This window comes from Ignatzschineria cameli, from assembly GCF_003121895.1.
Lineage (GTDB): Bacteria > Pseudomonadota > Gammaproteobacteria > Cardiobacteriales > Wohlfahrtiimonadaceae > Ignatzschineria > Ignatzschineria cameli.
Map to the genome: position 1 here is coordinate 51,276 of NZ_QEWW01000003.1, position 21,268 is coordinate 72,543.

The 21,268-nt window shown below is 42.2% G+C and carries 30 protein-coding genes; all 30 read left to right on the forward strand.

Going from position 1 to position 21,268, the window contains the following annotated elements; genetic code table 11:
* Positions 1–157 precede the first annotated feature (157 nt).
* Positions 158–424: a helix-turn-helix domain-containing protein gene (locus tag DC077_RS05475; protein WP_109202179.1), complete on the forward strand. Its 267-nt coding sequence runs from the start codon at positions 158–160 to the stop codon at positions 422–424.
* Positions 425–464: 40 nt separating this feature from the next.
* Positions 465–2,351 carry a Mu transposase C-terminal domain-containing protein gene (locus DC077_RS05480; protein ID WP_239990369.1) on the forward strand — a complete coding sequence of 629 codons (1,887 nt, stop codon included), beginning with the start codon at positions 465–467 and terminating at the stop codon, positions 2,349–2,351.
* A gap of 9 nt (positions 2,352–2,360) precedes the next feature.
* Complete coding sequence (locus DC077_RS05485; protein WP_109202177.1) at positions 2,361–3,236, forward strand: AAA family ATPase; 876 nt, start codon at positions 2,361–2,363, stop codon at positions 3,234–3,236.
* 13 nt (positions 3,237–3,249) lie between these two features.
* Positions 3,250–3,540, forward strand: a complete 291-nt coding sequence (locus DC077_RS05490) for a hypothetical protein (RefSeq protein ID WP_109202176.1) — start codon at positions 3,250–3,252, stop codon at positions 3,538–3,540.
* 224 nt (positions 3,541–3,764) lie between these two features.
* Positions 3,765–4,016 (forward strand): hypothetical protein, encoded by a 252-nt coding sequence (locus DC077_RS05500; RefSeq protein ID WP_109202174.1) that lies wholly within the window; start codon positions 3,765–3,767, stop codon positions 4,014–4,016.
* Entirely contained in the window at positions 4,013–4,414 is a 402-nt protein-coding gene (locus DC077_RS05505) for a regulatory protein GemA (protein WP_109202173.1), read from the forward strand. Before DC077_RS05500 ends, DC077_RS05505 begins: the two co-directional genes overlap by 4 nt.
* A gap of 1 nt (position 4,415) precedes the next feature.
* The gene (locus tag DC077_RS05510; protein ID WP_109202172.1) at positions 4,416–5,129 is read left to right on the forward strand and encodes a Mor transcription activator family protein; all 714 of its coding nucleotides are present in this window, start codon (positions 4,416–4,418) and stop codon (positions 5,127–5,129) included.
* Between the two features lie 86 nt (positions 5,130–5,215).
* Positions 5,216–5,746 carry a glycoside hydrolase family 108 protein gene (locus DC077_RS05515; RefSeq protein ID WP_109202171.1) on the forward strand — a complete coding sequence of 177 codons (531 nt, stop codon included), beginning with the start codon at positions 5,216–5,218 and terminating at the stop codon, positions 5,744–5,746.
* Positions 5,739–5,945, forward strand: coding sequence for a hypothetical protein (locus tag DC077_RS05520; RefSeq protein WP_109202170.1), 207 nt, complete (start codon positions 5,739–5,741; stop codon positions 5,943–5,945). The genes DC077_RS05515 and DC077_RS05520 overlap by 8 nt, the downstream gene beginning before the upstream one ends.
* A 12-nt stretch (positions 5,946–5,957) precedes the next feature.
* Entirely contained in the window at positions 5,958–6,191 is a 234-nt protein-coding gene (locus tag DC077_RS05525; protein WP_109202169.1) for a DUF2644 domain-containing protein, read from the forward strand.
* The gene (locus tag DC077_RS05530) at positions 6,178–6,438 is read left to right on the forward strand and encodes a hypothetical protein (protein WP_109202168.1); all 261 of its coding nucleotides are present in this window, start codon (positions 6,178–6,180) and stop codon (positions 6,436–6,438) included. The genes DC077_RS05525 and DC077_RS05530 overlap by 14 nt, the downstream gene beginning before the upstream one ends.
* A gap of 255 nt (positions 6,439–6,693) precedes the next feature.
* Positions 6,694–6,969 (forward strand): hypothetical protein, encoded by a 276-nt coding sequence (locus DC077_RS05535; protein ID WP_109202167.1) that lies wholly within the window; start codon positions 6,694–6,696, stop codon positions 6,967–6,969.
* Between the two features lie 9 nt (positions 6,970–6,978).
* Complete coding sequence (locus DC077_RS05540; protein ID WP_109202166.1) at positions 6,979–7,179, forward strand: hypothetical protein; 201 nt, start codon at positions 6,979–6,981, stop codon at positions 7,177–7,179.
* Position 7,180: 1 nt separating this feature from the next.
* Positions 7,181–7,729 carry a DUF1804 family protein gene (locus DC077_RS05545; RefSeq protein ID WP_109202165.1) on the forward strand — a complete coding sequence of 183 codons (549 nt, stop codon included), beginning with the start codon at positions 7,181–7,183 and terminating at the stop codon, positions 7,727–7,729.
* A gap of 2 nt (positions 7,730–7,731) precedes the next feature.
* A complete protein-coding gene (terL, locus tag DC077_RS05550; RefSeq protein WP_109202164.1) occupies positions 7,732–9,381 on the forward strand; it encodes a phage terminase large subunit in 1,650 nt (549 codons plus the stop codon).
* Between the two features lie 91 nt (positions 9,382–9,472).
* On the forward strand, positions 9,473–9,772 hold the full coding sequence (locus tag DC077_RS05555; protein WP_109202163.1) for a DUF3892 domain-containing protein: 300 nt from the start codon (positions 9,473–9,475) through the stop codon (positions 9,770–9,772).
* A gap of 16 nt (positions 9,773–9,788) precedes the next feature.
* Positions 9,789–10,013 carry a hypothetical protein gene (locus DC077_RS05560; protein WP_109202162.1) on the forward strand — a complete coding sequence of 75 codons (225 nt, stop codon included), beginning with the start codon at positions 9,789–9,791 and terminating at the stop codon, positions 10,011–10,013.
* Between the two features lie 81 nt (positions 10,014–10,094).
* Positions 10,095–11,777: a DUF935 domain-containing protein gene (locus DC077_RS05565; protein ID WP_109202161.1), complete on the forward strand. Its 1,683-nt coding sequence runs from the start codon at positions 10,095–10,097 to the stop codon at positions 11,775–11,777.
* Positions 11,770–13,017, forward strand: coding sequence for a phage head morphogenesis protein (locus DC077_RS05570; RefSeq protein ID WP_109202160.1), 1,248 nt, complete (start codon positions 11,770–11,772; stop codon positions 13,015–13,017). Before DC077_RS05565 ends, DC077_RS05570 begins: the two co-directional genes overlap by 8 nt.
* A gap of 121 nt (positions 13,018–13,138) precedes the next feature.
* Complete coding sequence (locus DC077_RS05575; protein ID WP_109202159.1) at positions 13,139–13,618, forward strand: phage virion morphogenesis protein; 480 nt, start codon at positions 13,139–13,141, stop codon at positions 13,616–13,618.
* 270 nt (positions 13,619–13,888) lie between these two features.
* Complete coding sequence (locus DC077_RS05580; protein ID WP_109202158.1) at positions 13,889–15,010, forward strand: phage protease; 1,122 nt, start codon at positions 13,889–13,891, stop codon at positions 15,008–15,010.
* A 2-nt stretch (positions 15,011–15,012) separates the two neighbouring features.
* The gene (locus tag DC077_RS05585) at positions 15,013–15,930 is read left to right on the forward strand and encodes a Mu-like prophage major head subunit gpT family protein (protein WP_109202157.1); all 918 of its coding nucleotides are present in this window, start codon (positions 15,013–15,015) and stop codon (positions 15,928–15,930) included.
* A gap of 77 nt (positions 15,931–16,007) precedes the next feature.
* The gene (locus DC077_RS05590) at positions 16,008–16,355 is read left to right on the forward strand and encodes a hypothetical protein (protein WP_109202156.1); all 348 of its coding nucleotides are present in this window, start codon (positions 16,008–16,010) and stop codon (positions 16,353–16,355) included.
* Between the two features lie 17 nt (positions 16,356–16,372).
* Positions 16,373–16,795 carry a gp436 family protein gene (locus DC077_RS05595; RefSeq protein WP_109202155.1) on the forward strand — a complete coding sequence of 141 codons (423 nt, stop codon included), beginning with the start codon at positions 16,373–16,375 and terminating at the stop codon, positions 16,793–16,795.
* A gap of 9 nt (positions 16,796–16,804) precedes the next feature.
* Positions 16,805–17,518 (forward strand): DUF1834 family protein, encoded by a 714-nt coding sequence (locus DC077_RS05600; protein ID WP_109202154.1) that lies wholly within the window; start codon positions 16,805–16,807, stop codon positions 17,516–17,518.
* Entirely contained in the window at positions 17,511–17,717 is a 207-nt protein-coding gene (locus DC077_RS05605; RefSeq protein ID WP_109202153.1) for a DUF2635 domain-containing protein, read from the forward strand. The genes DC077_RS05600 and DC077_RS05605 overlap by 8 nt, the downstream gene beginning before the upstream one ends.
* A complete protein-coding gene (locus DC077_RS05610; protein ID WP_109202152.1) occupies positions 17,717–19,135 on the forward strand; it encodes a phage tail sheath subtilisin-like domain-containing protein in 1,419 nt (472 codons plus the stop codon). Before DC077_RS05605 ends, DC077_RS05610 begins: the two co-directional genes overlap by 1 nt.
* A gap of 92 nt (positions 19,136–19,227) precedes the next feature.
* Positions 19,228–19,581 carry a phage GP46 family protein gene (locus DC077_RS05615; RefSeq protein ID WP_109202151.1) on the forward strand — a complete coding sequence of 118 codons (354 nt, stop codon included), beginning with the start codon at positions 19,228–19,230 and terminating at the stop codon, positions 19,579–19,581.
* 9 nt (positions 19,582–19,590) lie between these two features.
* The gene (locus DC077_RS05620; protein ID WP_239990368.1) at positions 19,591–20,640 is read left to right on the forward strand and encodes a baseplate J/gp47 family protein; all 1,050 of its coding nucleotides are present in this window, start codon (positions 19,591–19,593) and stop codon (positions 20,638–20,640) included.
* Positions 20,637–21,236: a YmfQ family protein gene (locus DC077_RS05625; protein ID WP_109202150.1), complete on the forward strand. Its 600-nt coding sequence runs from the start codon at positions 20,637–20,639 to the stop codon at positions 21,234–21,236. Before DC077_RS05620 ends, DC077_RS05625 begins: the two co-directional genes overlap by 4 nt.
* The last annotated feature ends 32 nt before the right edge of the window (positions 21,237–21,268 follow it).

Sequence of the window (21,268 nt, forward strand, 5' to 3'; positions counted from 1 at the left end):
TTGATATATGCGCTAGAACATACTAAATGCTCTTTTGTATACGATTAAGAACTTGAATGATGATATCGGCATGATCATTCAAGTTGACTATCTTCTTATTTGGCTATATCATCTACTCATTCGTTAACATCTTTCACTAAATAAAGAGGGTTAGTAAATGAACGTATTAAGCAAAGAAAAAAACAGCCAACGTGATTGGCATCGCGCTGACATCATTGCAGCTCTTCATAAAAATGGTTGGTCGATCAGGCAATTAGCCTTTAAACATGGTTATGCCGGATCTTCCTCTTTAAGCCAAGCATTATATAGACCATTTCCAAAAGGAGAAAGAATTATCGCAAATGCGATTGGAATTCCACCTGAACAAATATGGCCTACTCGCTTTCAGGAAAGAAAACTAAAAGAATCTCGTATGTTTGGGTAATCTTATGAAACTTTTTTATAGTGCGAAAGAATTGTCAGAAATGAACTTACATGGTTTACCCAGTACTGTTCAAAATATTACTGCAACAGCTAATCGCAACAACTGGAATAAGCAAGAGAGACAAGGTCGAGGCGGTGGCTACGAATATGAAGTTGCTTCTATGCCTCCCGAAATTCAACAACAGATCCGCGAATACGAAATTGCGAACCTGGTTATTGAACCGCGTCATGCAAAAGTTAAATCTCTAACGATTCCGGAATCTAAAGAATTAGATCAGCTTACAACTGAGCAGAGAGAGATTGCCGATGCGCGTCTCTATCTTGTTGCAGCTGTTGCGGAGCTTGAAAAAACAACGACTCGTTTAAACGCTGTTAAAACGATTGTTAAACAAGCGAAATCGGGAGAGTTAGAACCTTCATTACAAGAAGCTGCTTACTTAGCGAATGCTCGTCGCCAAAAAGGCCGTGTAATCTCCGAGCGCTCTTTGATGCGCTATGTATTAACGGCAGTTAAATGCGAAACACCGGCGGAAAGAGTGCAAGCGCTTGCACCAGGTCAACCAAAAGCGAAACCTTTGAAGTCTATTCCTTGGTTACCGCTCTTCTTGAAGATCTATCAAGTACCAAGTGGCATTAGTGTTGAAGAGGCTTATGTTGAATTTGTCAATGTCTGCATTGAGCAGAAAAAAGAGTATCCAACAATCCACCAAGTGCGCTATGCATTGCGTCGTATGAGTGAAATTGACCGCGAAAAAGGTCGCGTAACTGGATCGGATCGTAAAGCGGTATTGCCATATGTGAAGCGCAATTGGGAAGTACTTGGATTAAATGGCGCTTGGGTGGGAGATGGTACTTCGATGAAACTCAAAGTGCAGCATCCTGATCATGGTCGTCCATTTATCCCTGAACTTACGATGATCATCGATGCAGCGAATCGTTACATTGTAGGTTGGTCGGTATCCCTTGCAGAGAACACATTAGCAGTTGCAGATGCCTTCCGTCACGGTGTTGAGAAGCACGGCCTTCCGCTTATCTACTACTCAGATAATGGTGGAGGTCAGACAGCTACGCATCTAGATCACGATGTTACCGGTATCTTTGCCCGTCTTGGTGTTGAACATAAAACAGGGATTCCTGGTAATCCACAAGGTCGAGGAATCATTGAGCGCTTAAATAGAACCGTAGCACAACGCATTGCCAGACAGTTTCCAACCTATTTCGGCGGTAATGCAGATCGCGAATCAACACGTAAGATGCTTGTAGCTGTTGAGAGTGCCTCAAATGCGGTAGCGAAAGGAAAAGAGCTTACGGTACAGCAATCTTCAGCGGTTAACAAAATACCGAGTTGGGCGGAGTTTATCGCAATGTGTGAGGCAGGTATCGACTGGTACAACAATGAACATATTCATAGAGAGCTTGGAACAACGCCGGCAGAAGCTCGTAAGAAACAGCTTGAAACAGCTGAAGTTGATTATCTAACGGATGCGGAGATCCGTGATCTCTTTAGACCAAGCGAAATCCGTACCGTTCAGCGTGGCTGGGTATCGCTCTACAACAACCAATACTTTTCGATGGATCTCGCACCGTATAACGGCTTAGAGGTTCAGGTGAGCTTCGATATTCACGATGCTTCGAGCGTCATTATCCGAGATCTGGATGGCCGCTTTATATGTGAGGCCGAGTTTGATGGCAATAAACGTGATGCCTTCCCGAAAGCCTACATTGAAGAAGTTAGAGAAAAACGCCGTAAAAATCGTCTACGTACGGCACAGCGCAAGATTGAAGAGATTGAAGCGGAAGCACGTGGAACGATCGATCACCAACCCGATTTTGGCAACTTCATCGAGATGCCCAAAGAAGAGAAAGAACCTGTCTTCTTGTTTGAATCAGAACGTGAAGAGTTTGAATTAAAAAAAAAGAAAGCCTAGGAGTTAAACATGATTAATGAATTAAAAGCCTATATGCAAGAGCATAAACTCAGCCAACGCCAAGTATCGGCACAACTCGATGTTTCAACAAGTGTCATCAATCAGTACCTCAAAGGTAACTATCCTGGAGATATCAAAAACCTTGAGAACTCTATCAGAGGACTCTTACAGCGTGTTGAAGAGAAAGTATTAGATCGTTATACCTTTCCTTACGTGCCAACGCCCAAATCACGCCGAGCTTTGGATGTGATCCGTTATGCGCATCTTGAGAATGATATTTCACTCATTACGGGTGCAGCAGGACTCGGTAAGACTCAAACACTCAAAGAGTATGTCCGCCAAGAGAAGAACGTGATCTTTATCGAGACTGAGCCAACTTATACCGCGAAGGTCCTACTTCGTGAGATCTGTATTAGATTGAATTTATCAGAGAAAGGATCTCTACACGATATGAGCCAAGCGATTATTGAGCGCCTTAAAGGTACCGGTCGCTTAATCATTATTGATGAAGCGGAATATCTCCCATACCGCGCACTTGAGACATTACGCCGTATCCACGATAAGGCTGGCGTGGGATTAGTGCTTGCAGGTCTTCCGCGTTTACTTATGAATATGCGCGGGCGCAATAGTGAGCATGCACAGCTCTACTCAAGAGTTGGATTTCACTACTCAATGGGGGATCGCTTAGAGAAAGAAGATATCTATGCACTGGCGGAAGCAACGCTTAACACTGATGAGTTTAATGGGCTTCTCTTCGAGAAATGTGGTGCTAATGCCCGTAGGCTCAATAAATTACTGCGCGGTGCTATTCGAACTGCTGAAATCAATGATCGTCCGATTGATCAAAACATCATTAACCAATTTTCTGAAATGCTTGTGCATTAATAAGGAGCGAATTATGTCTAAATCAACTCAACACTTTTTGAATGAAACAAAAAACCTCTTTTCAACATTGAATAGACTTCAATCTGCCGGAATCTCTGTGATTGATGTTTCCTTAACGGGTCATGAAATCAAGATTGAACGTCCAACCTCACAGCAGATGATGCAGCTACGTTACGGCGTAGCTCATCGTGATGATCTACGGAATGAGCTCTTTATTTCGATGAGTGGTTTCAAAATCACTTGGAAGCAATCTGCACCTATTAGAGAAATTAAGCCAAAGCGTAAAGTTTGGGGGTGGGTATGAGTATGCAGATCGAAAAAGAGTTAGTGAGATATCAAGACGATAACTTCACGAAAGAACTCAATATTATTTGTGATGTAATTCCTCAAGTTCGGAGGATCGCGAACCAAGTCCATAAAATCATTAAAGTACAGTTGGGCTATCACTTATATAGCAAAGAGGATGTGAAGTTAGCTTCAGTGAGTATGAATAAAATCTCTTCTCATCTCGGATCATGGAGGTATTAGATGTTTGCAGTATTCAAAAGAAATAGCGATCGCAATCAACCTATCAGCCCAATCTATGCGAATTTTAGTACCGCTTTGGAGTATAAACATTATCTTAGCCCTAAAACGCAAGATCATCATGTTGTTAAGCAGATGTGCGGTAATGCCGGCTGGTGTGACTGTGAGAAGGCTTGTGTGATCTGCGGTACTGTTTCGCATAAGCTTCTCTGCTCAATGCCTTGCTATGAAATTTACAAGGAGGAAGGACGATGAATAAAGCAGATCGTAATAAGCGAATAGCTCGAATCAAGATTATGCAAAGTAAGATCTTAGGGCTCTCTGATCGTGATAACTATGAAGCATTTCTCTACCGCTTAACCCAGAAGCGTTCCACAACAGAGATGACCAAAGATGAGCAACTATTAGTGATCAAAGAGATGGATAAGCTCATGTTCCAAGAGAATGACCGCGCTAGAAAAGCTCTTAAGCCCATGTTCCGTAAGCTTTACGCCATTCTAAAAGAGCAAAACCTCACTTGGAATTATATTAATGGGATGGCAAAGCAAATGTTTGGTGTTGATCGTGCAAATTGGCTCTCACATGATCAGCTTCATCGATTAGTGGCAGCACTTCAAACGCACGCAAACCGGAACAACAGGAAGGAGATCTAAGATGGAACGATTAAAGTTACTACCGCGAACGACCCAGATGATCATTGATACGATCGGTATCAAACTAACACTAGAATTAGTCAGAGAGTTCGGCGGTTCAAGCTTTGCAGTACCAAGCGAACACTTAAGTGGTTCAGTCTATAACGCTTTAAAGCATATTCTCGGCAATCAGACAAGACCTCTTATGGAGGTCTTCCGAGGCCAAGATCTCATTATCCCTAGTGATCTTGATGAGATTGAATCTGCCTACTTAGAGCGCTTAACCCAGAGTGAGCAGTTCTATGATGAGATCAGCAAGTATAGCGAGATCTTGCCGGAATCTGGAAAAGAGTTAGTGGAAGTGATTGGGATGCGAAACGCGATTGAAGTTATTAAGAAGTACGGTGGCAATACGATGCTCATCACGAACGCCAAAGATAGTTACGCATATCAGGACCTGCTCTCTATATTAGATAAATCTACGGTTGAGAAAATCGTACAGCACTACCAAGGCACTAGGCTCTATATTCCCCGCTGTTTTGAAGCGATTGTTAAGATCCGTAATGTGGAGTTTTGGAAAGCCGTAGAGAAGTTAATCATTGATCTCGGGATCAGCCAAGAGCGTGCGATCTTTTTATTAGGTCCTCGATTTGGAATCACATACCGTCAAGCCTTCAATATCAAGAAAGAGATGAATGCAGAACGGGAATCTAACAGACAACAAGCATTGATATAAAAGATGAAAGCCTGAAACCTAACACCCTCAATCCTTTGTAGCTGAAAGCTACCATGAACCTCATCAATAACAGATGAGGTTTTTTTATGTCTAAAGCAAAGTATCCAGCGCAATTCCTTGCGTACACCAATATCATCATTGACCACTTAGAAGGTGGCTTTGTTAATCATCCATCAGATCCCGGCGGTGCAACCAATTATGGCATTACAGAACGTGTAGCCCGAGCGAATGGTTATACCGGTCATATGCGTGATCTCCCTCGTGAAAAGGCCATTGAGATCTATTTTAAAGATTACTGGGATGGCAAGCTGATGAATCATATTAAGAATCATGTGGCATTCCATCTCTATGATTGCTCCATTAATAGCGGATATTCCCGTGCGATTAAGCTTCTACAGCGTGCTGTAGGCGTTACCGAAGATGGTGTGATTGGCGCGAATACCATCAATGCGATTAGCAGATATAGCGAAAGTGAATTGATCCTCCGTTTCAACATTGTCCGTATGCACTTCTACGGCACTTTAAAGCACTTCAACACATTTGGCCGTGGCTGGATGAACCGCTTATTGCTCTTATCAAATATCAACTGGAAATTGGAGACCGATAAATATGAATAAGATTATTAATACCATCGCGCTGATCTTTGTGATTACCGTAATTGCTGCTTGTCATCCTAAACCCATTTATGAAGAGCCAGGCAATGATGTCTTCTCTTGTGATACGTGGGAGCCTGAAATTGCGCACCCTGATGATACGCGACAAGAGCTATACGATAAATTATCAAGAAATACGGCAATGCAACGTTTATGCGAATAGTAGGAGGAAGTTATGAAAAATCTATTACGCGAGATTATGAGCAACGATGATGGACGTTATAGCACGACCAACTTTATCCAGGTGTTATCGATCATCGTACTAGCTGTAGGTTTTATCTATGCCGTGATTACACAGAATGCCATTGCTTCAGAGATCGCGCTTTTTCTTGCGGGTATTGCAGTAGCAACGCCGGCATCGAAGGGCTGGATTACACATAGACGTGGTGAGAATAATGAACACGATTAGTTTTATCTCAATGATCACGGTTATCGCTGGTTTAACGGTTGCAATCTTCTATCAAGTGAAGTTTAACCGGCGTTTAAACAGTGAATTAAAAGCGGTTAAACGCGAAAGAGATGATCTTATTTTAGGGTTTAAAAGGATGCAACAAAATGCCAAAAAGTACCGCGTTATTAAAGAAGATGCTTTTCATAGTGATGTTGATGAGCTTCTTAAGCGCATGCGCGCAAAGGGTGAGGTATATCCCGAGTGATGTGGGTTTATGTTTAGATCCCCCAAAGATGAAGGTTCGGGAAACGACCGAACCTCTCCTTATTCAAAATGCTTTTATCGTTAATCGCTGGATTGATCTTGTATGTGAGGATACAGATGGATAAGAAAAAATGCCAAGCATGTGGAAAAGATCTCTTCATCAACTTCTACACCGAAGAATCAGGAGATCTCTGTATATTCTGCTTTGTGAAGTCAAAGCATCCAGATAATAAAGATAACAATAAGGAGGCACCTAATGACCTTTGAATTAGCGTTTAATATTGCGCTTGGTCTTATCTCTACGCTTTTCGGTTTTCTCATCAAAACGCATTCGGAAAGATTAAAAGAGGAGCGTGCAGAACTAACAAAGCTACGGGAAGACACTCAGCGTGAGTTGACTCGTATTAAAGTCGATTATATTCAAAAAGCAGATTCATTAAGAAACTATGACCTGCTCTCAACTCAACTCACTAACATCACCAATAAGATCGATAAACTTGCAGAAAAACTCGATCAGAAAGCAGATAAATAGGAGAACATAATGGTGCGCCACTCAAATGAAACCCCAGACAAAGAAATCATAATTCTTCTAACCGATATGAACCGTAAGTTAGATGCGCTTCATGAGAAGACAGACAAGATCGAACAGAAAGCGATCACTAAAGGAGCGATTGCTGGCGGTGTCTCAGGTGGAATTGTTGCAGCCGGCATTGCAATTATTAAGTCTAAGTTTGGGCTCTAATATGTCACGGAAAAAGAATAGCAGACAGAACTACTCTCCCGGCATTAAAAATGATGTTCGTAAATATTATGTCTTTGAACAGATGCCGTTAACACAAGTTGCCGCAATGAAAGGCATGCCACCAGTTGCGACTTTATATCGCTGGAAGCGTGAAGCCCTGGAGAAAGGCGATGACTGGGATAAGGTACGAAATGCCCATTTAGTGGCCGGCAAAGGTGCAGATAATGTGGCAAGTATCGGTCTTACATCTCTGATGATTCTTTTAAAGTCTACGATTGATCGCGTCAATGCTACCGATGAAGAAGGTAATCCGCTTTTAGATCCATTGGAGGCTACTAAAGCAATTGCCAGCCTCACTGACTCTCTACATAAAGTAACTTCGGCATCACGCAAGATGTTGCCCGAAGTATCAGAATTAGTGGTTGCGATGAATGTCATCCAAGACTTTGGGCAGTTCTTACAAGATAAGCACAAAGATCTATTGCCTGCATTTGTGGATGTATTGACAGATTTCGGATATGAGATCCAGCAGAAGTATGGGAATAAATAAAAATGAAAGATAAAGACTTTATAAGAAGTATAGAGGAGCTAGCAAATTCCCTTCGTGAGCAGATAGAAGCTGAAGTTGATGGATTTGATATTGATGAAGTAGCTAAAACTGAACGTATCAAAAAAGTATTTAATAAAGAAACGGGATATCGTTTTTTTTTAGAAACTTATTTCCCTCATGTAATTCGTGATGATTCCCGTGCAGAACTTCATCTTTGGTTATTTGATGAAATCCCTAAAATTGTCTTAAGTGAAGAATCTACAAACTTAGGAGTAGCTGCTCCTCGTGGTGAAGCAAAAACAACATACATTACGCATATTTTCAATCTTTGGACAGTAGTAACAGGTTATAAACACTTTAATGTGATAATCTCCGACACATTTGAACAAGCATCAATGTTCTTAGAACTGACAAAAGCAGATTTGCTCTTTAACCCAAGATTAAGAAGTGATTTTCCAGAAGTCACTGGAAAAGGAAGCACTTGGCGTATTGGACAGATCATTACTCGTAATAACGTTAAAATTCAATCGCTCGGAATGGGAGAAAATATCCGAGGATTGCGTCACGGTAGTTATCGTCCAGAGTTAGTTTTTATTGACGACTTAGAGAATGATGATAACGTTAGAAAGAAAGAACAACGAGATAAAGGTGAAGCTTATATCGATAGCGCTGTTAAAGGGCTTGCAGAAGTTGGTGCAAAATTTGATATGATTTTTGCTGGTACAATTTTGCATTATGATTCTGTACTAATGAGAAAGCTACGTAATGCCTTCTGGGTATCGAAGATTTTCAAATCAATTATTCAATTTCCTGATAATTTAAAGTTATGGGAAGAATGGGAGGCTATGCAACCCCACGGAATTATTGATAATGACCTTAAAAGAGAAAATGCAGAAAAAGCCAGACAATTCTATCTTGATAATAAAAAAGAGATGGATAAAGGTGCAATTTTAAGCTGGAGTAGACGAAGTCTATATTCAATGATGCAATATAGAGCGGAATCACCAGAACAGTTTAATAGAGAACAACTTAATGAAGCAACAAATAAAGATGCAACTTTTAATGAGTCAATTCAATATTGGAGTGAATTACCGCCAAAAGAAAGATTAGTCTATTTTGGAGCAGTAGACCCAGCGATGGGAATAAGATCTACAAATTGCCCGAGCGTAATATTAATCGGAGCAAAAGATAGAAAAGAAGGGAAAGTTTATATTATTTCTGCTGATATTCAACGTCGTGTTCCTGATAAGCTTTTAAATGATATTATCGAACATCAGCGCATTTATAAAACAATTGGTTTTGGTTTTGAGTCTGTATTGTTTCAAGAATACTTAAGAACACAATTAGTAAAAATCTCTGCAAAGAAAGGAGTACCTGTTCCTGCTATTCCTGTTACCCAGAAAGATGACAAAATACTTAGAATCCAGTCAATACAGCCTCATATGATGAATGGATTGATTCTTATACATCAATCACAAAAAACTTTAATAAATCAGCTGTTACATTTTCCTGATGGTGATATAGATGGACCTGATACGATAGAAATGCTTTGGCGTATTGCAACAAAATTTTCTCAGGAATGGGAATATGAACCTGTAGATAATAATTATAAAATTGATCCTGATGATGATAATGCTTGGTTTGGTCGTTAAGTCAAAATTATTACTAATAACATTGATTTTATAATTTTTATCCCCATATTAAAAACGCTATTCAATTATTTTATATGGAGGAATTATTAGTATGAATGATATTGATTTTTATATAACAAATGTTTCATATGTTGATAATGTTATTGATAGTGTAAAAATACGATTAAGACTGGAACCATTTACGGGGGAAAGTAAAATTGGCACTCCTAGAACTGTTTCAAGGGACTTTATTTATGATCTGTTGAGAACGGGAAAATTAAATATTTATACAGGAATTAAAACTCAGTCGGGTTACAGAGCTGGTGAGAAAGTAGTTTTATATGATGAGTTTATTACTACAGTAAGTAATAAATCTAAAAAAGATAATTTAGAAAATCTTCCTAAATTTTAATCGAGGAGCTTAATTAATGACTAAAAGACTTACTAGACGCTATGAAATGGTTGATACAAAGGCCTTAGAAGATGCTTTAACCGTTATTGTTAGCAATATTGAAAATTCTTTGTTAGCACATGGTGCTGAGCCGGGAAAAGATTATACTTATATGGATTTATATAAGCTAGCTATGGAATACTTAATTGCTATAAAACAAGATCCTGAATGTAAGATGGCGACAGAATATACTTTAGGATAACCCCTGAACCCCATCACCCTCACACGGTGAACTGAAGAGCCTACATTACCGCTAATGTAGGCTTTTTTTGTGGGGAGAATAATGAACATCTTTAAACGAGGTTTAAACGCACTTTCAAGTGCCGTTAAAGCAGCTTTAAAACCGAATAAAACACAGGTGGATGATCTCGATCGGGATCAGATGCCCACCTATTATGAGAGCAATGCGCGGACGATAACGCCGGTACAGTTAAAGCGCTTGTTGGATGATGCGGATAAGGGCGATATCAGCGCGATGCATGCACTCTTTTTTGAGATGGAAGAGCAAGATGGACATATCTTTGCGGAGATGCAAAAGCGCCGTAATGCGATTCTCACTTTAGAATGGAGCATTAAAAGCGTTAAGAATCCAACGCCGGCAGAAGAGAAACAAGCCGAGTTTATCCGGGATTACTTGGAGAACATCTCCAATATTGATTCTTTACTACTCGATCTCTCAGATGGAATCGGTGCCGGATTCTCTGCGATTGCGATGACCTGGGATTACTCCGATGGGAAACTGCTCCCCTATAAGTTCGATTGGGAACCGCAATCCCATTTTAAATATGATATCCAAACTAATGAGTTTCGCCTCTTAACTCCGGGTAACTTCGAAGGGGAAGATTTATGGCCTGATACGTGGATTATCCACCGTCACAAAGTGAAATCAGGCGCGCAAGCACGTTCCGGCCTCTTTAGAGTATTAGCTTGGATATTTGCGCTGAAGAATTTCTCAGTCTTAGACTTTGCCGAGTTCTTAGAGCTCTACGGGCTTCCGATCCGAATTGGTAAATACCCAGAGGGTACGACTCAAGCGAACCGCCGTATTCTCTTAAATGCTTTGGCATCCATTGGCCATAATGCCGCCGGGATTATGCCGGAGTCGATGAATGTGGAATTAATCAATGCGGCACTTGGATCAGAAGATCCTTATCTTGCCATGATTGAGCTTTGTGAAAAGTGGATTTCAAAAATCATTCTAGGTGGAACACTCACAAGCCAAGCAGATGGCAAGACCTCAACAAATGCTCTAGGGAATGTTCATAATGAAGTGCGCCACGATATCTTGATTAGTGATGCTAAGCAGATTGCACAGACAATCACTATGCAACTTATCGGACCAGTCCTACAGAAGAACTTCCCGGATGTAAACCTAGGTCGTTTGCCGTATTTTGAGTTTGATACACGGGAGAAGAAAGATCTTTCCCTTGTTGTCCAAACATTCGATCAAGCCCGAAATATTGCACCAATAAAAGCCGATGAATTTTACGAGCAAACAGGATTTAGTAAGCCTTCAGAAGATGATGAGGTATTGCAAGCAAGTCATACCGCGCCAGCATCGCCTTTCTTTATGAGTCAGCAACCTCCTAATAATGCTCTTCTTCATACATATTTGCCCGGCAATCAGAAATGCTCTTGCTGTTCGACGCATACTGTGGCTCTCAGTCAGAATCCGCCTCTTGATGATGAGGCAACCAGTGCGATCGAATCACAAGAGGAGCTCGATAGCGCTGTCCGTGGCTTACCGAGTAAATATACTCAGAGCTATGATTCAGTCGTTCGGAAAGCCGTGGCAAAGCTGAAAGAAGCAAAGAGCTATGAAGAAGCAGAATCGATGCTTGAAACAATGATGGAAGAGATGAACCAAGATACCCAATTTAATGAAGCGATGAGCCAGGCTTTGTTGGTGGCGGATATCGCCGGGATCTTAAGTGTTGATAAAGAGAGTGAGATCAGTGATGAGTAAGAGAATTAATTTGGGGTTTGCGCTCAATCTCCCAAACAAGCGCGCGATTGATTACTTTACAAGAAAGAAGGTATTACCTTCAGATGAAATGGTAGCACTCGGCGAAAGTATGCATGCTAAAGCGTTTACATTGAAGAATATTAACAATATTAATCTGCTTCAAGATTTTAAAGATAGCCTGGATGAAGCGATTAAAAGTGGTAAAGGATTTAATGCATGGCGTGATGATATTCTCAATCAAACCAAAAAGCGTGGCTGGATTAATGATGGTGATGTTGTGAATCCAGACACTGGCGAGATTCTAGCCCCGCATCGCATCGGTACGATCTTCAATACCAATATGAATTCAGCCTATCAGACGGCGCGTTATCAAAGACAGCTTGATAATGCGATGGCTATGCCGTACTGGGAATATGTATCGGTCAATGACGATAAGACAAGAGCAAGCCATGCCGCGCTGAACGGTGTCATTAAACGCTATGATGACCCATTCTGGCAGACATTCTATCCCCCAATCGATTATCGTTGTCGCTGTACCGTAATTGCACGTTCTGAGTATTACGCACAAAAGCGCGGGATTGAAACAAATAGTGCTGAAGTGCATGAAGATAAAGAAGGTCGCCAATATTTCGATCGTGCCGGCACAAAAGTCTACCCTGGCAAAGACTTTGGCTATAACGTCCATCGCCACGGTTATCGGCCAAACTTAGATCAGTATGATCCTAAGATTGCTAATCAATTTGCGGTTCAAGAGATGAGTGGCCCGGAGTTCAAAATGCAGTATGAACGATTACAAGGTGAATATATCGCCGAGCGTAAAAGGCTTGGTCTATCAGACAGTGAGAAAATCGATAGAAAGTCACTTAATGAGTTTAGAAACAGTCGGCGTTATCAATTGAACTTTACGGCGGGCGTAATTAATCATGAAGTTGGTTTTGATTCTAAAACCGTTTGGTTATCTGATGATACGTTGCTGAAGCAATTTGATAGTAGATTGAAAGATGATCTATTTGACATCGCGACTTATGCAAAGCTTCCAAGCTTGATTAATAAACCAGATTACATTTTAGAAGATGGGGATTTAAAGCGAGTCTTTGTAAAACAAGATGGTGAGCGTTGGCTTCGAGCCGTTGTAAAAATTACTGCAATAAAAGAACTCTATCTTGATTCTGTTTATTTAGTTAGAGATAAGAATTTTCAAAAAGAGCTTAAAAAAGCAGTAGTCATAAAAAAACCTTAGAAGGTATAGCTCCCACCTATACACGCGGTCATGAATAAAATTCAAGCCTACGGCAGGGAGATTCACCGTGTTTCTTCTAAGGTCTATCTTTATAATAACGAATATCTAACGGGGTGACAATATGATTGATATTCAATTCACTATTGATTCTAAAGAGTTACAAAATCAGTTAGATCAATTAGCAGAGCGTTGTACTCAGCGCCAACCGCTGATGAGACAGATTGCCGGAGTGATGGAAGCAGGTGTACAAGATAATTTTCGTGCCGGCGGTCGGCCTAAATGGGCTCCGGTTCGCCGAGGTGGTTTACCTCTTACATTAACTGGACACCTCGCCGGGAGTATCAGCTCTCTATCAGATAATGATAGTGCCGTAGTGGGAACCAATGTTGTCTATGCTGGTATTCACAATTTTGGTGGACAAACCAAACCGCACGTGATCCGTCCAAAGCATAAAAAGGCCTTAAAGTTTAATGGCCAGGTAGTGAAAAAAGTAAATCATCCAGGATCGAAAATTCCAAAGCGTGAGTTCTTAGTTTTAACGGATGATGAAATTGAAGAAATCTCTCATACAATCTCAAAATATTTAGCAGGCGATTTATAGCCCTTATTTGCCACGTTGATACTTTTAATTAAGATTCACTCGTTAAAAATTTATTAAACGTTTTTAAACGCTATTCTGAACGTTTTAAACACTATTTAAAAGCCAACTTTTCTCCCGTTCACCCTTTTCTCATTAAAAATGACTTTAAGAGCCCTTTTAGATCCCTGAAAGGGCTCACCCTTTTTTGTGTCTTATTACTCTTTAAATTGAAGCTCTATACCGCAGATGAATCAAGATTCTCATTGAGGACTTTTATAGAGGATGTCATGAATGAATAAGTTTCGAGAAAAATGGGCGCTAACAAAAGGCGCCAATAAACAACCTGATCACCCCGATCACAATATGGTGGCGCTCACGCTCACGATCGATAAGAACATTGATAGTGACGGCAATGGTGAGATCCAGATCTTCCCCGATGGGCGCTTTTATGCGAAAGACGGCCGCCGTCCCGAGGGCTGGCAGTTAACTGCTGAGTTTGCCAATAAGCTTATTGAAGCCGCCAATGCTCAGAAAGATGACTATATGGTCGACTATGAGCATCAAACGATCTACGCAGCAAGTAATGGGAAACCCAATCCGGCCGCTGGATGGTTTAAAGGATTGGAGTATCGTGAAGGTGAAGGACTTTTTGCCAAAGTTAAGTGGACTGCTACAGCCGCACAGCAGATCAAAAATGATGAGTATCGCTATATCTCTCCCTTCTTTGAATCTGATGAAGAAGGCAACATTCTTTCGCTCTTTAATGTCGGTTTAACCAATACACCGGCGATTGATGGGATGGCGAAAGTGGTGGCTTTGAGTGAGCTTGTGCCGAGTACCCGAAGCCGTAGTAGTTTCTTAGAGCAGCTCAAGGCACTGATTGACAATGCCGAAGGATTATCTGCTGATCAATTAGTTGGAGCTGTGAAAGAGATGGTCACTCAAGTTGACTGGTTAACGCAAAAGGCACCTGAAGCACCTAAAGCAGATCCTGCTCCGAAAGAGCCTGAGCCAACACCAGATCCTGTAGAAGAGCCGGAAACAAACACAGAAGCATCGGCTGAAGCTCCTGATCCTGAAAAGTATGTGCCTATCGAAGCTTTTAACGAGATCAGGGATCAACTTGCTGAACTGCAAAAAGCACAAAATACCCAAGCACTCAATAGTGTTGTAGAGGAAGCGCTACAGGCTGGCAAGCTTCTACCGTCCCAGAAAAACTGGGCGCTTAATCTCGGTACTAAAAATATCGATTCACTCAAAGAGTATCTTGCAAATGCTCAACCTATTGTTCCTATCGGCAAAACCCAAAGCGGTGGCGCTCCCACTACTGATGCCTTAACCCCTGAGCAACAACGCCTAGAGCAATTAACAGGACTTTCATTCACTAATGCTAAATCATCCCAAGGAGAATAAGCATGGCTAAAAACAATATCCCAGAGATCCTGCGCGGTCTTAACACCCTCTATCGCAAAGAGTTTGCGCGTATCTTAGAGACCACTCCAACGTTGTATCAAAAGTTTGCGATGGTCATTCCTTCCAATACCACTTCCAATACCTACGGCTGGTTAGGTCGCTTCCCGCGAATGCAGGAGTGGCTCGATGAGCGAACGATCGAAAAAATGGCAGCACAAGCAATGGTCTTAGTGAATCGTAAATTTGAAGCAACGGTCGGCGTCCGCGCTGAAGATATCGAAGATGACAATATCGGACTCTATACCGATATGATCCGTGAGATGGCGATGAGTGCTGCTGAGTTGCCCGATGAGCTGATTTTTGAAGCTCTTAAAAATGGCGAAACAGGCATCTGCTATGACGGCCAAGCCTTCTTTGATAAAGAGCATCCCGTTTATAAAAAGGTAGATCAGGAAGGTGATCCTGAGTTTGTCTCCAATATTACCGAGGATAGCGATTCTGAGAACGCATTCTATCTGCTCGATACCACTCGCCATATCAAACCGCTGATCTATCAAAACCGTGTTAGCCCTGAATTCAATGTTCAGAATGATGCGGATAAATCAGATCGTGTCTTTATGAAAGATGAATACCTCTACGGCTCCCGTGCTCGCGGTGCTGCTGGATATGGTATGTGGCAGTTTGCGCATAAAGTAAAAGCGGATCTTACCAAAGATGCCGTGTTAGATGTTCGCGCGAAGATGCGCACGATTAAGGGTGATGGTGGCCGCATTATCAATGTGAATCCTAACATCCTCCTTGTTCATCCGAACGATGAAGCGAAAGCATTGGAACTCTGCAATGCAGATGTAATCGGCGGTACAACTAACACCTTAAAAGGCTTATTAACACCGGTTGTAGCACCGTGGTTAGCCCTTTAATCCGTGGTTAACCACTCTTTAAATCGTGTTTAAACGTGGATGCCTCACCAGGAGGCATTCACAAATGGAGAGATCAAATGAGTAAAGAGACCAAAACAGCAGAAACGCAAGATCTTGCAACTTTAGAAGCAGAAAACAAAGCCCTTCAAGCAGACCAAAAGAAGCTTGAGACAGCGCTTGAAACTGAAACAAAAGCCCATGAAGCAACTAAAAAAGCGCTTGAAGTGGCAGAGAAAAAGTTACAAGAACTCGAAAGTGGCAAAACAAAAGAGGGCTTAAATATTGTCTATCTACAAACTCCGGTAGGCATTAAGGCAAGATTTAGAGCCGGCATCAAAGTCACGAACGAACGTGTCCGGCATGAAGTGAGTGATGAAGTACTTGCAGAGTTGCAGCAAGATAACGCGATTCTTATTTCACAATAATTGATAAGGAGAAGATCATGATTTCATACGCATCGATTGATGATTTAGTACGCCAATTTGGAGAGCAAGAAGCGATTGAACTTTCTGATCGTGTGCGTGATGGCGTGATCAGTAATGAAGTTCTTCAGATCGCTTTAGATGATGCAACACACGAGATTAACGGTTATCTCGGGCGATATTCATTACCGTTTAAGAAGACTCCTCCAATCTTAAAGCGGCACTGTGTGAATATCGCTCGCTTTTTCTTATGTGAAGCCTCTTATCTCATGATGAGTGAGAAGATCGTTGATGCGTATGAGCGAGCAATTCGCTTTTTAGAACGAGTGGCCAATGGATCTATTCCACTTCTGGATGATGAAACGGAACAAGTTGCAGAAGCAGATGATCTCATCATGTTCCCTAATCAGAGTCCTTCTGTCTTTAGCCGCCAAAATCGTTAGAGGAATCTTATGATTGAGCAGATTGAAAATCGGATTGTTGAACGGCTGAAGGAAGGCTTAGGCGAGATCGTTCGAGAAGTTAAATCCTACGGCGGTGAGCTTGATGGAGATGATCTCTTTAATACGATTCGTGCTATGCCCTCAATTTGGGTGACATATGCCGGCGCATCGCTTGAAGCGCGATCTACTTCAAGAAGTCGCTACTTGGAAGAGCATCGCTTTGTTACGATGATTGCCGTTCAATCAGTCAGATCAGAAGAATCAGCCCGCAAAGGCGGCGCTTATAAGTATGAGATCGGCACTTACAATCTAATTAAAGCAGTGCGTTATCTCCTCACCAATCAGACATTAGGCGGCATTGTCTATCGAGGATTAAAGCCTACCGGCATCCGTTCTCTCTTCAATCATTACATTGTGCAACGCAATGCGCTCTCTGTTTTTGCGATTGAATGGAGTGCGGTAGTTGATAACTCACAGCTTTTGGAAGATGGTGCCTATCCTGAAATTACCGATGATCCAAATCATAAGGATTACTGGTTTAACGAGTTCCGCCGTACAGCACTGATCAAACCATTCGAGGATCTGCATGAGATTAATGCCGAGATTAAAGATCCCACCTATGATCCTGACTCAGCCGCAAAAGTAGAAATGAAGCATATCACCCGTGATAGTGCGCTTCAGAACAATATCTTAGATATGTTGAAAGGAAAGAAAGATGAGTAAACCACTATTTGTAAAAGCCTCTCCCGGCTTAAAAGTCCCTTATGAAAATCGCGCCAATCGCTACATTACAGATACTGCCGTAGAAGTGCCAAATACGCTCTACTATCGCCGGCGTATCAGCGATGGCGATCTCATTGAGGTGCCAGAGCCTAAAGCAGTCCGTAAGCCAGCAACCAAAACAGAAAAAGGAGATCAGTAATGGCAAGTCCTAACGTTAGTTTTGAAACGATCCCAAGCTCAATTCGTGTTCCTGGGCGTTATATTGAGTTTAATACGAAGCTCGCAGTGCGTAACTTACCTGTGAACCCTCAACATGTACTGATTGTCGCGCCGATGCTAGATTCAGGCACACAGAAGCCCCTTGATCCTGTAATGGTCTTCTCTGATGTTGAAGCTGGCGAAAAGTTCGGTTATGGCTCCTGGGCGCATCTCATGGCACAACAAGCGATCCGTAATAACCAATATATCAATCTCTCCATCATCGGTTTACCGGATGACTCTGCCGCAGTAAAAGCAGTTGGTAAAATCGAGATCGAAGGCTCTGCAACCCGTGAAGGTCAAATTATTCTCAATATTGGGAAAGAATCGCTTAAGATTGCCGCAACCCGTAGCGAAAGCGCTAAAGAGTTGGCAGAACGTCTAACCGCTGTGATTAATGCCAATGAATCAGTCTTAGTAACAGCTGAAGCGGAAGATGCCGGCATTACATTGACTGCGAAAAATGGTGGGGAGATCGGCAATGAGATCTATCTCGATGGCGAAAGCAATGCGCCAGGCGTGACATTAAAAGTGGGTAATATGGAGAATGGCCAAGGCAATGCCGATATCTCTGAAGCATTGGCAGAAGTGGCTGGTAAACGTTACCACATCTATGTGAGTGCATTCTCTGATGATGAGAACTTAGCGCGCTTAAATGAGCATATCGAAGCGGTCTCTAATGCGATTGAAAAACGTGGTGGAATTGGTGTTGCTGGTTGGAATGGTACGCTTGCACAAGGGATCACCAAGGCAAGTAAGCTCAATTCGGGACGCATGATTTTGCAGTGGTATAAAGGCTCGAAGATGGGTAATGCTCTGATTGCTGCGGGATTTGCAGCAGTGATGGCTTCAGAAGAAGATCCCGCAAGACCTTTAAATACTTTAGAAGTAAAAGGCTTAGATATCACGCCTGAAAGTGAATGGCCAACATTTGCGGAGTTTAACAATGCGCTCTATAACGGTTTGTCACCGCTTCAAGTGGTGAATAATAGAGTTCAGATCATGCGCGCCATTACTACCTACACAAAGAACGCTACTGGAACAGATGATCCGGCGCTCTTAGATGTCACAACGATCAGAACGCTCGATTATACCCGGGATGCTTTAGATCAACGCTATGCGCTTAGATTTCCGCGCGAAAAGCTCTCTGATAAGACACCACCAAAGGTTAGATCTGAAACCCTTGATGTCTTGATGAAGCTCGAGGATCTCGAAATTCTAGAGCAAGTGGAAGAGAATAAATCACTCTTAGTCGTAGAACGTGATCTCCAAGATGCCAACCGCCTAAATCTTATCATTCCGGCAGATGTGGTAAATGGTCTACATGTTTTAGCAGCAAGAATTGATCTTTACCTCTAAACCACTCTAATCACCATAATCACTATTAACCTCGATTAAACCCTGAAAGCCTGCACGCTCGTGTGGGCTTTTTTATTGCTTAAGATACGCATATGGACAGATTAATTGACCCTAAGACCGGGGATTACTACAACGACCAACGAGTCGGAAACAGCTTAGAGAATGCTGTTTATGTTCGCCTTGAAACACCCAAGGGAACTTACTGGGCAGATGCCGAACTTGGATCATTGCTGCATACATTGCAGCGTGAAAAGAATGTGAGCCGTGTTCGCTTGTTAGCGATTCAGTATGCAGAAGAGGCACTACAACCCATCTTAGATGAGAGACGTGCAAAAACCATCGATGTAGACGCAACTCAAGCGAACGGCTCCCTTTTATTACATATCACTGTTGTCGATATCGAAGGTAAGCGCAACAGTTTTAACCACCTTGTACCAATTATCTAAGGAGAGAATATGCCGTTAATGGTGCCGAGCTTTGATGAGATCAGAGAGATGATCCTCAACGACATCACTTCTCTCGATCAAAGTGCAGCGATTCATTCAGATAGCGATAACTATATTCGCGCCTCTAGCTTAGCTGCTCTTGCAGAAGGGCTCTATGCCCATCACGCATGGATTGCACGCCAGATCTTTGCTGATAGCGCCGATAGTGAGTTTTTAGAAAAACACGCTTCAACTCGTGCAATCTATCGTAAAAATGCCGTTAAAGCGGAAGGTATCGCAACGATCACTGGGGGAAAAGGCCGGAAGATTCCGGCTGGAACAGAGATCAAAGCGAATGATTGCTACTTTCTAACGCTAAGTGATACAACGCTAGAAAGCAACCAAGCAGAACTCAAGATCAGTGCCAAAGATCCCGGCACAAAGAGCAACTTTGTAAAGGTGAATGGCATCTTAACCGCAGCACCTGCCGGCATTCGTTCAGAGTGTATCGTTAGCACCAAAGGTGGAACCGATATCGAATCAGATGGTGATCTCTTAGCTCGTTATCTTGAAATCCTAAGACGGCCACCTGCTGGCGGAAATCGCTACGACTATAAGCGATGGGCGCTAGAAGTTCCCGGCGTGACCAATGCTTATGTCTATCCGCTTAGACGTGGACTTGGAACAGTGGATATCGCTATCACATCAGGTGATGATCTACCGAGTGAATCAGTGATTAACGCTTGCCAAGCTTACATTGACGATGTAAGACCCGTAACGGCAAAACGTACTTATGTAGTTGCACCGCTCATTAAGCGCATTGATGTCGTGGTTGAAGTCCAACTCAAAGGGATCGCATTAGATGATATTACCAAGACACTCAAAAGAGTCCTGGAAGATCACTTCTCCCGTATTGCACCGGCAGAGACACTGATTATCTCCCAGATTGAGGCATTGATTAGTGACCAAGTAGGTGTCGTGGATAGAAAGCTCATTACACCAAGCAAAAACCTCACGCCAGATGCATTACTGATCGAATGGTATCGCTTAGGCACGATTACAGTGAGAGAGATGAAATGAACAAGCGTAATCATATCTACAGTGAACAAGCCTATTTAGAGCGCTTACAGAGCCTTCTACCGCCGGTATCATACGATCGAAACGGTGAGCAGATGGTGCCAACATTAACGGTTGAGGCTCGATTATTCAACCGTATCAATGCCCATGGACAAAGAGTTCTCAATGCCATTACACCACATGATTCCAATGAATTAATAGCCGACTGGGAGCGCATGCTTGGAATCCCAATAGATTTTGAAGAGAACTACCAGTTCCGCGTTAATCGAGTATTGCAGAAGCTGGCTGAGGTGGGTGGTCTATCTATTCCATACTTCATCAATCTCGCCAAAAAACTTGGGTACGAGATCACAATCATCGAAGGAGATGATTATATCTTTCGCTCTGGGGAGAATCGCGTGGGCGATAGAATTGGTCGACTAGATCAAATGTGGGTTTGGTATGTCAATGTCCAGAGCAGTTATACCGAGCAATATTACTTCCGAGCAGGTAGCGCGAGAGCTGGTGAAAGACTCTTAACAATACGAGATCCGATTATAGAAGAGATCTTTAACGATCTAAAACCCGCGCATACGCTCTGTATCTTCAACTATTCATAATCACTTAAACCCTGTTTAAACAAGGTTAAAAC